The following is a 13,840-nucleotide window of genomic DNA, read 5'->3' as shown; positions in this document are numbered from 1 at the left end:
GGCTGCTCTCCATTCCGTTCGCGAAACTCCCGCGCTGCGCGCGAAAGCCGAGCGTGGGCTCGGCTCTACAACGGCGTGTCGTTCACCTCCGCGCTCCCGTAGAGCCGAGCCGGTGCTCGGCTGCTCTTCGTCCAGACCGCGATGAAGCCCGCGCTGCGCGCGCAAGCCGAGCGTGGGCTCGGCTCTACAACGGCGCGTCGTTCACCTCCGCGCTCCCGTATAGCCGAGCCGGTGCTCGGCTGCTCTTGGTCCAGACCGCGATGAAGCCCGCGCTGCGCGCGAAAGCCGAGCGCGGGCTCGGCTCTACAACGGCGTGTCGTTCACCTCCGCGCTCCCGTAGAGCCGAGCCGGTGCTCGGCTGCTCCTCGTCCAGACCGCGATGAAGCCCGCGCTGCGCGCGAAAGCCGAGCGTGGGTTCGGCTCTACAAGGGCTTGTCGCCTGCAATATCGATCAGGGTCTGCCGGAAACTGGGCAGCAGCACGCGGTTGCCATGCCCGCTCAGGTGATCGTTGTCGAAGAACAGCGGTTCGCCCTCTTCCACCGCCGAACAGGTCTGCGGCCCGCACAGCAGCGGCAGCGGATCTCACACGGTCAGTGACGGGTAACGTGCCGCCAGGTCATCCAGCAGCTCCATCTGCGGCACGCGCAGCATTTCCAGATCCGCACGCGGCATGCTCAGACCGCCGGCACACGCCGGATTGCGGCGGTTGAACCAGTCCGAACAGCGGTACGCACCGGCCTTGAACAGCGGCAGCGGCGCGTCGATCACCACGTGTACGCTCAGCTTCTGCAAGCGCCCCAGCACGCGATCGGCTTCGTCGCGTGCAGCCTGTGCATGCGCCGGCGTGCGCTCGGCCAGCAGCTGTTGATAGATCTGCTGTGCATCCTGCCGCTGCCAGTCGAAGCCGCGCAGCTCCGGCATGCGCAAGGCCGCCAGCAGCACGATGTCACCCGGGCGCGCCTCGCGTTCGATGGTCGACAGCGTGTCTTCAATGAAGTCCTGGCAGTCGGCCGGGCTGGCGCGCAGCAGGTTGACGAAACTGCAGCCGCCGCGGTCCTGCTGGCGCACCTCCATGCCGGTCTGCCGCGCGACCATGCTGGTCATCGTGCGGTAGGCCGCCGCATGCGAATCGCCGGCCACGAACAGGCGCCGCCCTTCAAGCGCGGGCGCACTCACCGGTTCCAGCGGGCGCCACGCCGGGTAGCGGCGCGCCTGCCATGCATAACCGTCACGGGTAACGCTCAGCGAGACCTGCTCGTGGTACTTCACCGTGGCCCAGGCGCCGGCACCGCACAGCGCCACCAGCGGCAACGCCATCGCCAGTACCTTCGCCGGTGCCAGCCGCAGCAGCGGCGCCGCACTGCGCAGCGGGCGCTCGATGAAGTGATACGACACGGCGGATACCGCCAGCAGCAGTACCGGATACAGCCACAACGCGGCACCGTGCAGGCCATACGTCCAGCGTAGCAGCACCAGCAGCGGCCAATGCCACAGGTACAGTGAATACGACAACCGGCCCAGGTAGGCCAATGGTGCGCAGCGCAGCGCACGGGCGATGCGCGATGTCCCCGCTGTCGACACGCTCGTCAACAGCAGCAGGGTTCCGGCCACGGTGGCCAGTACACCCGGTACCGGCATCGCCAGCTGCGGGGCAATCACCACACCTGCGGCCAGCAGCGCCAGGCCGGCCGCTGCAACCGTGTCGCCGTTCTGGCTCGGCGTACGCGTACGCGTCCACTGGTACAGCAGCGCGCCCGCAGCCAGTTCCCAGAACCGCGCCGGCAGCAGATAGAACGCTGCCGCCGGTGCCGCCTGCGCCTGCCAGCCTGCCCACGCCAGCGACAGCACGGTGAGCACCGGCAACAACCAGCGCGTCCACGGCCAGCGCTCACGCCCACGCAGCCACACAAAGAACAGCAGCGGGAAGACCAGGTAGAACTGCTCCTCTACCCCCAGCGTCCACGTGTGCAGGAACGGGTTGAGTTCGGCGCCGGGTGAGAAGTAATCGTCCTGCTGGCCGGCCAGCACGATGTTGCTGAAGCCCACCAGCGCGGCCCAGCCGGTCTGGTCGAACTGCTCATTGCGCCACGCGCGTGGAATGAACAGCGCCGACAGCACGAAGGTGGCCATCAGCATCACCAGCAGCGCCGGCAACAGGCGCAGCACGCGTCGACGGTAGAAGTCGAGCAGCAGTGCACCAAGTGATGCGTTGGCACGCGAGGCCAGTGACTGGCTGATCACGAAGCCGGACACCACGAAGAACAGGTCCACTCCGGTGAAGCCGCCGGGCAGCCACGTCGCATTGGCGTGGAAGACCACGACGGCCAGCACCGCCATTGCACGCAGGCCATCGATGGCCGCGTTGTGGGAGCGTTCGGGAGACGACATGCAGGCAGCCGGCAGAAGACAGGGCGGCAGCATCGCCACCGTTTGCGCAGTCATTCAATGGACAATCGCGACAGGCCAGCTATGTGTTTAGGTTCGATGCAGCCTGTCAGCCACTGTAGAGCCGAGCCACGCTCGGCTGCCCTTCGTCCAGATCGCAGTGAGCCGAGCATAGGCTCGGCTCTACAGCAGCCATCGGGTCGGATCCCATTGCCATGGCAATGGGATCCGACCCCGCTGCGCACCCGCTTACCAGGCCATGCGCAGGCCCACTTGGCCACCCACGTTGCGATAGCCGCCGTCACCACGCTGCACGCTCACGCCACCCCACGCGCCCCAGCGCTGGCCCAGCTTCAGCTCGGCACCGGCCTGCATCTCATAACGGTTGCGCGGTACGTCCGCGCCCAGCCTGTCACCGTTGAACTGCAACGTGCTGGTGCCGCTGCCACGCAGCCAGTTCACGCCCAGGTACGGCTGCACGGTGTTGCCGGCTTCCGTGCCGTGGCCGAACACGCGCACGCCCAGGCGCCCGCTCAGGCCACCGGCGTCGGCATGGTCGATCACCGTGCCATTGCTCTCCACGTGGCGATCGGAGCGGAAATCGACATGGCTCAGCTGCAGCTGCGGCTGCACATACAGTGCGCTGGTGCTGCCCTGCCATACGTTGAAGGTGTAGCCGGTCTCCAGCGACGCACTGGCCGCGCGCGAATCGTAGTGCTCCGGCTCCAGGCCGATGCCCTGCACCCGGTTATCGAAACGGCCGTACTGCAGGTTCGCATCCATGTACGCACCCTGCGTGCCGTCAGCCGCCTGCAACCAGATGCCGTACACGCCCACCGCGCGGCCACGCACCCGCCCCTTGGCACTGTAGCCGGTCAGATCGGACACTGCGCTGCTGTCAGCACGCCCCGTGCCCAACATCACGCCGAACGCTGCATTGCCTCGGCGGAGCAGATCACTGCCGATCTGCAGCACCGAGGTGTTGCCATCAATCGACAGCTGGCCACCGACCGCGCTGAAGTCCGCCTGCTGCCGGCCCACGCGCGCCCACGCGGCACGGCCTTCATCCAGCGAGACGGCCCCGATACGGTCGTTCATACGATGGGAGAACATGTTGATGGCTGCCGACTGGTTTGCCAGGTAGGCACCGGCTTCCGGGCGCAGTACCGGCGGCGGCACGATCGGATTGATCGGATCCACCGGATCGACGGGATCCGTCGGGTCGATCGGATCCGGGCCCGGATCGACCGCGCATCCCGGCGCAGCCGGGTTGTCCTGGCAGACATCGAACCACTGCGAACGCAGGTACCAGTTGCCATCGGAAGGATCGGCCAGGCCGCCCTGGAACAGGAAGTACTCGTACGATCCGCCCACCGCGCGGCCGCTCAGCGCGTAGCTCGCCAGCGATGCACCGTCGATCTCGATCAGCGGGATGCCATCGACCGTCGGCGCGCCCACGCCACCGATGTTCTTCACCGCAATCAGCGCATCGCCGGAGGTGTCGCCGCGCACGTGCAGGCGGTCCATCGCGCTGTCATCGCCGGCCAGCGCGCCCTGGAACAGGAATGTCGCGCCCTCGCTGTGCAGATCGCCGTCCACGGTGAGCGTATTGAAGCGCCCACTGCCGTCGGACAACGCCACGCCACTGTTGAGCACCTGCAGTTCGCCCACCGTGGCATCACCGGTCAACGTCCACTGGCTGCCACTTTCAATCGCCATCGTCTGCACCAGATCCGACGAACCCTGCCAGAGCGATCCATCCGCCAGCCGCACATGCACATCCGACTGTGGCGGCAATCCCGCGTCCTCGTCTTCCGGCGTGACGACGATATCGCCCAGCATCTGCGAACCGCCCTCCAGTGCTACGTCGAAGCGTCCGGCCACTGCGGCATCCAGTGCCAGCGCGATGCCGTTGCCGCCCGATACCAACGCGCCATTGGACAGAGTCAGGCCCGCATCGCGGCTGCTACGCAGCCACACACCGCCATGCTGCGCGCTCACCAGCGAGCCACCGTCGATGCGCATCCGACCGTTGTCATTGATCACCGCCGCCCACGCGCCCTCGCCTTCGGTGCGCACGTGGGTGTTGTTCAGCGTCATTTCACCCGTGCCGCCAGACAGCACACCGTGTGAGTTGACGCCCGTGGTGCGCACCACGCTGTCGGCCAGATGCACGGTGCCACCCAGGCGCGCGATCGCACCGATGGCACCCGGGCCCTCGGTCAGGATGTCGATCACGCTGGCAGTTGCGACCGGACGAACACCCGCCGCGCCTTCTGCATACAGGCCATGGCCGTTCTGGCCAAGAGTGCGCAAGCGGCTGGAGGTGACGTGAGCGGTGCCACCCAGGACTGAGATCGCCTGCCAATAGGTGCCGTCAGAAGTAATGGTCGAACCCTCGACCATCAGGTCTCCGTTTTCCACCAGAATGCCGACACCGTTCTGGGTGGTGATCGACGAGCCGGTCACCTTCGCCACGACATCGCGCTGGTTCATGTTGATGCCCGTTGAAACACTGTCGAGTTGACTGTTCTGGAGGGTCAGGTCAGCGCCTTCGGTCATATGGATGCCGTAGTGACCGGACACCTCCACTCCCATCAGACGCAGCACACCGCCACCACCGGTCGCGAAGCTGACAGCACTGGCGTTGTCGGCACGCGCATGGACGCTGCCGCCACGCATCTCAAGCTCTCCCCCTACGAACAAGCCCATGCCCGAGCGTTCGTGGGTGAGATTGATGTCCACATCTTCCAGCAACACCTTGCTGCCCAGGCCTACCAACACGCCCGAGGCACCTGCACCACTGCCGTCGATCTGGACCGAACGCAGCGTCACATCGCTGCTGCCCTCTGCCCACAGTCCCTGCCCGCTGCTGCCTACTTCGATGCGAACGCGTTCTGCCTGAAGCGTTCCGCCAACAGCCTCCAGACCATGGGACTGGCTGCCGTGGACGGTGATGGTGCTGTCATGGATCTGCGCCTCGCCCCCGCGGACTGTCACACCGTGTGACAGTCCGCCACGGGTGACGATATCCACACCCTCCAGTTGGATGCGCCCGGCGAGCGACTCGGCGCCGTGCGAGGTGGTGCCCAACGTCTCGATGCGCGTACCAACGGCCTGAACGTGCCCCCCGGCGGATGCCGATAGACCCGCGGCGCCATGGCCGGTGGTCATGACCTGCCCGCCGGTGAGCTGGATGCTGCTGCCCACGCCCTCAGCCCGTGCGGCGGCGGCACGCAGGCCGTCGGTGCGCAGATTGACCTCGCCGGCAGGAATGATGGTGCCGCCGTTTACGGCAAGGAACGCATGACCCGCCGGATTGCCGGGCTCGACCGGCTCGGTCGTGGCGTAGTCGCCGGCCGCCGGGTTCTGCTCATCGCCATCGGCAATGACCTGCTGCGCCATCGCTGGCGAAACGATGGCCAGTGCGAGGGCCAGTGCCGAGTACAGGCGGCAACGCGAATGCGGTAGGTGCATGATAGCTCTCCGTGAAAAGAGGGCCATGCTCGGCAACTGCGGGGCAATCGAACATCGAATGCGTTGCAATGCCGGTGCGGCGCATTGCCGCAGCTGAAGTGCTGTCTGAACGGCCGCCACCCAGAGCAAGGGATGCAAGCACGCTTTGCAACTAATTGCATGGGAACAGAGACGACAGCAGCCGAAACTGCGCCCCGTTCGAGACACGCATTGTCGCCATCGACCCATCACTAAGCCTTCACGCGGTCGAAGCGTATACGTCACCCGCCTGAACAGGGGTCGGCAACCGCAGTGGCAGTGCAGTGTCCCATCCGTTTCCCTTGTAGAGGACCAGACCATGCGTCTAGATCGGCCCCGCACTTCTCTTCCCTGCCTGCGCCCGCTGGCACGCGGCCTGCTGCTTGCATTGGCGGTAGTGCCTGCAGCTGCTGTATTTGCAGGTGACCTGGACAATCAGCATGCCGATGTCGGTCCCGGCGATCCGATCGAAGCCTGGACGCTGCGTAATGACTCATGGCTGAGGGTGCTCGGCGGTGAGACGCAACGCATCCAGGCCACGGATTCCACCCTGTACATGGAGCGCGCGGTGATCAACCAGAGCGGCGCTGATGCGCTCTCGGTCCAGTTGCTGGGCGCGTCATTGCTGCAGGCGCAAGGCACTACCTTCCGCGGCGGCATCAGTGTCGGTGATTCGTCCCAGGTACATCTGGTGGACAACCATATCGTTCTGGACTCCGCCGACATTCCGGTGGGCGCGGCCAGTTCGATTGGTGTCGATCTCGACAGATCGCTGTCCGGCACAGGCAGCGGCTCGCCGCAGGCGATTCTCGATAGCACCCGAATCCAAGTGGCCGAAGCACCCGGTGCAGCCGAGTACAACAGTGGATTGGGAGTGCGCCTGCAGGGAGGGCAAGCGGACATCGTCAATGGCTCGCAGATTCTCGCGGCCAATGTCGGTGTCATGCTCTGGTCGCTGGTTCCCGGCGCCACGGCCCCCATTCGCCTCAATATCAATGATTCCAGTCTGCAGTCCGGGCGCGGCGCGGCGATACGGGTCATGCCGGGCCTGGAGGGTACTTACGAAATCAATGTGGCCAACGATTCAAAGCTGATCGGTGGCGATGGCAACCTGCTGCTGGTGCAGGCCCCCACCGTCGCGAGCACCGCACGTACCAACGTCATCTTTACCGTTGATGACTCACGTTTGGCGGGCAACGTGACCTTTGATCCCACAACCGTATCCAACGGTACGCTGGACGTGATCCTTCGCAACAAGGCCCAGATCGACGGCCGCTTCTTCAACGTCACCTCGGCCAGCATCGACGGCGACAGCACCTGGCTGATGACCGGCGACAGCACTGTCGGTCATCTCGCGCTGGGTAGCACCGGCACGGTGGCGCTGGGCAATGGCAGCACGTTCAACACGCTCACCGTGGATACCTTCGACGGGGCCGGTGGCACCCTGCTGTTCAACACCCAGCTGGGTGACGACAGTTCGGCCACCGACACGCTGATCATCAAGGGCGATTCGACCGGCCAAGCGAACGTGCGCGTGCTCAATGCCGGTGGCGCAGGCGCGAAGACCGACAAGGGCATCGAGCTGATCCGCGTGGGCGGTGCGTCCAATGCGCAGTTCGACCTGCAGGGCCGCGCCGTGGGCGGGCAGTACGAGTACTTCCTGTTCAAGGACGCGACCAACGGCGGCTGGTACCTGCGCTCGGAACTTGCCAGCACGCCGGACCCGTGCCTGGTGGATCCCACGCTGCCGGAGTGCACGCCGGTCGATCCAGTCGATCCAGTCGATCCAGTCGATCCGGTGGACCCGGTCGATCCGGTCGATCCAGTCGACCCCACGCCGGTACTGCGCCCGGAAGCCGGCGCCTACCTGGCCAACCAGTTCGCGATGGACCAACTGCTGCGCCACGGCTGGCGCGACCGCCAGGGCGGCAACACCTCCGCCGTTGATGGCGTGCGTGGCTGGGCTCGCGTCGATGCCACGCAGAGCAAGCTGTCGGCGGTGGAAGACCAGCTGGACCTGCGCGTGGACCGCTCGCGCCTGCAGCTGGGTGCGGACATCGGCGTGTTCGACAACGGCCAGGGCCGCGTCGGCGTGATGGGTACGCTGGCCAAGTCCGATGCCAGCTCGCGTTCGCAGCTGACCGGCTACAGCGCACGCGGCAAGGTCAACGGCGGCGCGGTGGGCGTGTACGGCAACTGGAGCAACGATGCACTGTATGTGGACGCCAGCGTACAGCGCGGCCAGTTCCGCAACCGCGTGCAGGGCGAAGGCCTGGCCGAAGAGCGCTACGACTCGGACATCTGGCAGTCGTCGCTGGAAGCCGGCTACCGCATCGGCATCGGCCAGATCGGCAGCACCGCGCTGAGCCTGCAGCCGGAACTGCAGCTGGTCTACACCGACGCCAACACCGATCGCCACGAAGAAACCAACGGCACGGTGGTGCGCAGCCTGGGCGACAACGGCCTGTCCGGCCGTGTGGGCCTGCGCCTGCAGGGCGAAGGCCGCAGTGCCGCCGGTGCGTCGGTCAGCCCGTATGTGGTGGCCAACTGGTACCGCGACGGTGCCAGCAACGGCATGGCGTTCGATGATGAAGCGCTGAAGGCCGGCGTGCCGCGCAACCGCTACGAGCTGAATGCCGGTGCGCGCGTGGACTTCCGCTCCGGGTTGAGTGCCTGGGGTGGCTTCGGCGTGATGCGCGGTGACCATGGGTACCGCGAAGCGACCGCGAACCTGAGCATGTCGTACAAGTGGTGAGGTAGAAGCGCGTTCTAATTTCTGTAGAGCCGAGCCATGCTCGGCTGCTTCTCGATGAGATTGTGATGAGCCGAGCGTCGGCTCGGCTCCACACGAATGTCGTGATTGCCACGCTGTGGCGTGCGCCGCACGATTGCAACGCTTTCGAACTTTCCAACAATTCTCATTGGCGGCACGGGCTCTTCATGCAAATCATGTAGCGCCACCGACAACGGGTGGCACGGGCTTCCAATCCCGTTTGATAAGCATGTTGTTTACGCTTGCCTGCCGGCGTCATCCTTTCCTTGTTGGGTGGCGTCGGCAGGCATTCTGTCCGCGCACCTATGGCGGGCGGTGCGTGGGGGCCTCGTGCCCGCCGGCGTTTCGCATGCTTACCACCGGTATTGGAACCACGCACCGTCCGCCACCCCCGCTGTTAAGCAGGGTGGCCCCTTGCCGCTTGCACAAGGACGCCGCCATGACCGCTTCTCCCTACCCGCACCTGTTCGCCACCCTGGGCGAGGCCGCCACGCGCCTGCCCGATGACCTGGCCCGCACGCTGGAAGACACCTTCGTCGCGCTGCAGAGCGGCAACAGCGCCGGGGCCATCACCCTGCAGGCGTGCCTGCAGTACATCCGCCAGGGCGATGCCGCAGATGGCCAGCCGTGGCCCGGCGCCAACCGCACACCCGGACAGCGCCTGGCCTTGGCGCGCATCGACCGCGCCAATGCGGGGCTGAGTTTCCTGCTGGAACTGCTGCACGCCAGCGAACGCGTCCGCGTGGACGGGGATATCGACCAGCACATGGATGACGGCGCGCGCGAAGGGCTGTTGCTGGCCTGCCGTGGGCTGGCCGAGTATGTGGATGTGCAGTTGCGGGCGGTGTAATGGCATCTGTAGAGCCCAGCCCACGCTCGGCTGCAATCCGATTGGATCGTGATGAGCCGGGCGCGGGCTCGGCTCTACAGATGCCGCGTCAACCCAGGCCCGACGGAGGACGGTCGCCCTCCGCCAGGACCATGAGTGCCCCTACCAATAGTCGACATTCAGCACGGCCTCGCCCTTGATGACGCCAGGCTTCAGTGCTTCGTTGGTGCGGATATAGCGCGCAGTGTAGGTAAATTCATGCACGCCACCACCGCCAGGATTGAAGAACCATGGCGTACCAAACTGCACTTCGCCGGCCCCGCTCAGCAACTGCACACGCACACCTTCCGCAGTCGAGTCCACACTGGGCGTCAGCATGCTTCCCGTATTGGCAAAGTCTCCCGCATCGTTCAGCACGATGTCGGCGCGTGGCTTCACAATGCCGCAGTCCATCAGCAGCGAAACCTGCTTCTCCATCGCCGTATCACCCGCATTGGCCAGCTGCGCGAGTGATACATCCTGCAACACCTCCGATACGTCCTGCATGCGGCACGTCGTAGGCGGAAATCGCATGTTGATACTGATGGGCACAGTATCCCCAAATGACGGATGTGCGGGCGCGCTCAACTGCATGGCCACCTGGGTCTGGAAGTCCGCCATCCTGCTGCCGCGACTGAGCACGAACAACAAGGGAACCACACCGCCGTCGCCGGGAACCTGTACCGCGTTGGAACCCTGGCGAAAGGGATGCACGGCGCCGCCAATCATGAGTCCAAATCCCATTAGCGCCGAGTCCGGGCCGCTTTCATAGACAGGCAGTTTTCCCAGAACGGGATACGCATCAAAGTCGATATCGCCAACCCAGCGCAGATCGGCACCTTGCAGATCCACCTGCAACTCCAGAGGTGCACTGCTGGGACAGCCGCTGATCGAGACGTTGGTGCCATCGTCCCAGATCATCCGCACCGCCTCCGTGTAGCCCGGCCTGTCCCGATCGACGACGATCGGCGCCTGCACTTTTACCTGACACGCCTGCGCCGCACCGCTCGCCACCATCATTGCCATGAAGGGCAACGCCAGGATTGATGTGGGACGGCGGCATGTACGCTGGTCCCTGCGGGCAAGCCACCCACTCATCGGGCAGGCCACGCGGCCGTGGGATTGACCTGGGTACGGTTGTGCTGTTGGCCGCTTGCATCCCTCAAGGCGCACTTCATCTTTACGGGACCTACTCATAGTCGGCCGTCACCACGATCTCCGTGGAGACCTCACCCGCGCTTGGCGCCGAACCACTGGGCTGGAAGTAGGCCGCGCGCAGGTCGTAGCGTGCCACCGCGCCGGTCACCGGCACATCAATGCCAGTGTCACCGTCCTTCAGATAGGTGTTACCGCTTGTGCCGGCCAGCAACGAAATGGACACACCGCTGGCAGGATCGCTGGCCGCCGTGTTCTTCCAGCGCTCGGCGTCGCCATCTGCAGCGGTACCGGAGAAGGACAGCACCGCCTTGTTGACACCCATGCAACCGGTGAACTCCAACGCGCCTGCCTTGATCTCACTGTCCGCTCCCGGGGTCAGATCACTGGCCTTGACCGGGTCCAGCGCTATCGGTGCGGCGTAAAGGGTGCAGGTGCCGGGCAGCACCTTGCCACTGATGGTGAGGGTGGCACTGTCGGCCAGAGCCAGTGGCGTGGCCGCCAGAAGTGCAATGCACAGCGCAGCACGGTGGAACCTGTTCATGCGGGTGTTCCTTGGAGTGGTAAGCGGGTGGGAGGAATCAGAGCTGCGTGGCATCGGTCGTACTCAATGCGGCCTGCAATCAAGGGCTGGGCAGTGGCAGCGGCATGCACACCGCTTGGCTCCACGAAAGGCCGTAGACATCGGGGGCATCCGGCGTGGTGTACTCCAGTCGGCACCGATGCGGGCCATCCGGATCGACAATCAGCTGGCCCTGTTCGGGCGCGCCGCGCAGCTGGATCACGCCGCCCTGACCCACCGCTCCCCAGCTGCGTCCGGCGTCATCTTCGATGCGCGCCGCAAACGGCAGCGGCTGGCCCAAGGCATCGGTGGCATCGATCAACAACGTACGTTCGCGCGTCGCATTGAATGCCACACGCACGACGCTGCCGGCGGTCGGCGCAACGCGTTGCGAGGTCAGCAGCAGGTCCACATCCATCGGCAGCCCGGCTGGATCCAGCTCGACCTGGTTCCAGCGGTAGGGGCTAGTGTGCGGCAGCAGCGCGTAGCCATTGCGTCCGATGCGCACCTCATTGCCGTAGCCGACACGGGCGCCCTCTGCGCCGTAGGCCTGAACCAGTGCGAAGCCATCACCCACCGGCCCACCAAGATTGATGCCATCGCGGTGCACCACCACGCTGCCTGCGGCGCTGGCGTTGAAGGCTCTGTGGTCACCCGACCGGCTGTAGCCAGCGGTGATCGTGCCATGCCCACCGCGATAGGACGCATGGGCGTTGGCGCTGCCAGTCCGATCACTGGCGGCGCTGGCAGACAGGCTGTAGCTCAGCTGTTGCTCGGCACCCAGCGCGCCGTTCAGGCCCAATTGCCCTTGTTCACCCCGTGTCGAATGGGTCAGCTGGGAACTCACGCGCGGTGCCTTGGGCATTGCGCCCAAGGGAATGCTGAGGGTGGCCGCATAGCGGGTGTCCTGGCGCCCATCGCCCACCTGCAGGCGCAGCGCAGACAGGCTCAGATTGGCACGGCCCATGCTGGTCTGGAATCGCAGTTGCAGGTCGTTCTGCCGCTGTGCGCTGTCCCAATAGCGCACCTGCCCACCATTGAGCGAGAGCGTGCTTCGCCCACCGAGACGTTGCGAGAGATTGATCTGGAACCGTTGCCGCGCGCGGCGGCTGAACCCCCAATCGTCGTGGTATGCCTGCGCGTAATCATCCAGGGCAAGATAGCCATGCGTGCTGTAGCGGAGTGCGGCTAGGCCAACATGCGTGTCCGTTGCCGTGATGTAGCGCTGGTAGTTCAGGCGGACGCTGTTGCCGGCCACCTGTCCTCCCTTGGCCAGGCGCGCACGCGAATGCGTGATGTCAGCACCCAGCGCGCCGACAGGTGTGTTGATGGCACCGCCGGACAGCACGGACTGGAAGCCCTCGGCAATCTGCACTCCGCCCAGCGCCGTGAAATGATTGCTGACGCCACGGGCATAGGTGGCCTCGGCGAAGCGCACGGCTTCACGCGTACCGCGCGCATCCCGCAGTTCACCTGCAGTGGCACTGAAACGGCTTGCACCGGGGCGCAGGGCCTGCGGCACCGCAGAAAAATTGACCGTGAACCGTTGCTGGCGGCCGTCGGCTTCAGTCACGGTGACCTCCAGGTCACCACCGAAGCTGGTCGGGTACAGATCCTCGATCGAGAACGGACCCGGTGCAACGCTCACTTCATGGATGACATGGCCGTTCTGGCGAAGGGTCACCACGGCGTTGGTTTCGGCGATGCCCTCAACGACCGGCGCGAAGCCGCGCAGCGAGTCGGGCAGCATGCGTTCATCGCTGGCCACCCGTACGCCCGTGAACGACAGCGCCTCGAACAGTTCGCCACCCGTGGTGCCCTGGCCGAGCAGCAGTTGCGCATTCCAGGCTGGCACGTCGCGCTGCAGGCTGCTGCTGATCACATCGCGATGCGAGCTGCGGCTTCCCTGGCTGAAGGATGCACGATGGCGCAGCCTCCACGCGCCCAGGTTGACGCCGGTGTTCAACCCCAAGTAGGTGGCCTGTTGGGCCTGGTTGCGGCTGTGGTTGATGTTGTAATCGAAGAAGGCCGCCGTGACGCCATGATCGCGCTGCGCCGGTGCCACATACCCGCGTGCATTGCGCGCCTGTGCAGCCTGCGGCACGTTCACCAGAAGCTGAAGGTTGCTGTCATCGAAATCGACCGTTGCACCTTCCACCAGTGCGGGAAGCACGACGCAGCTTTCATCGTCCGGAGCCAGTTCAGACAGGTACATCGCCTTCAGCGGCAACTGGCGCACCAGGCCAGCGGGCAGACACGGCGTTGCACCCCGCGCGGCAGGTGCCTCTATGAAAGCGATGTCGCGCTTCTCGTGGAAGTGGCCATTGATCACCACCTCCAGCGGGTACACGCCGGGCTCGATCGGATTGCCCTGCGCATAGCGCTGTAGGTCGATGGCCTGGCCGCCGATCAGGAAGCCCTCACTGAACTGAGGTGGTGCATCGCCACCCGCACTTGCGCGGCCGGCAATCGTCATTGCGATCGTCGCAGCGATCGCCAAGCCCAGCGCGCGAACAGCAGGACGGCGCGATGTCCGTGGTGGGAAGGGGCGGTTGTTCATGGCTGGCGTCATTGGATGAGATCGCAAGCGAGATCGCTCG

Annotated in this window: 6 protein-coding genes and 1 pseudogene; 2 read left to right on the top strand and 5 right to left on the bottom strand. The window is 65.4% G+C overall.

Annotated elements, in window-relative coordinates:
• Positions 1-422: 422 nt before the first annotated feature.
• A pseudogene (locus tag AC5P66_RS16620) lies at positions 423-2,390 on the bottom strand (acyltransferase family protein).
• A 246-nt stretch (positions 2,391-2,636) separates the two neighbouring features.
• Positions 2,637-5,864, bottom strand: a complete 3,228-nt coding sequence (locus AC5P66_RS16615) for an autotransporter family protein (protein WP_099494551.1) — start codon at positions 5,862-5,864, stop codon at positions 2,637-2,639.
• 337 nt (positions 5,865-6,201) lie between these two features.
• Between AC5P66_RS16615 and AC5P66_RS16610 the strand changes: the two genes are divergently transcribed.
• Entirely contained in the window at positions 6,202-8,637 is a 2,436-nt protein-coding gene (locus tag AC5P66_RS16610) for an autotransporter family protein (RefSeq protein WP_099494549.1), read from the top strand.
• 457 nt (positions 8,638-9,094) lie between these two features.
• Positions 9,095-9,505, top strand: coding sequence for a hypothetical protein (locus AC5P66_RS16605; RefSeq protein ID WP_099495950.1), 411 nt, complete (start codon positions 9,095-9,097; stop codon positions 9,503-9,505).
• Positions 9,506-9,646: 141 nt separating this feature from the next.
• Here AC5P66_RS16605 and AC5P66_RS16600 read toward each other — a convergent pair whose 3' ends face one another.
• The 3 genes from AC5P66_RS16600 to AC5P66_RS16590 all read right to left on the bottom strand — a co-directional run bounded on the left by AC5P66_RS16600 (position 9,647) and on the right by AC5P66_RS16590 (position 13,800).
• On the bottom strand, positions 9,647-10,549 hold the full coding sequence (locus AC5P66_RS16600; RefSeq protein WP_241895097.1) for a fimbrial protein: 903 nt from the start codon (positions 10,547-10,549) through the stop codon (positions 9,647-9,649).
• A gap of 163 nt (positions 10,550-10,712) precedes the next feature.
• A complete protein-coding gene (locus AC5P66_RS16595; protein WP_099488446.1) occupies positions 10,713-11,222 on the bottom strand; it encodes a fimbrial protein in 510 nt (169 codons plus the stop codon).
• A gap of 79 nt (positions 11,223-11,301) precedes the next feature.
• A complete protein-coding gene (locus AC5P66_RS16590; protein WP_099495951.1) occupies positions 11,302-13,800 on the bottom strand; it encodes a fimbria/pilus outer membrane usher protein in 2,499 nt (832 codons plus the stop codon).
• Positions 13,801-13,840 lie beyond the last annotated feature (40 nt).

Source organism: Stenotrophomonas sp. YJH_SMC_122 (assembly GCF_059369535.1).
Note: the sequence above shows the minus strand (reverse complement) of the source record. Positions and strands in the feature narration are given on the sequence as shown.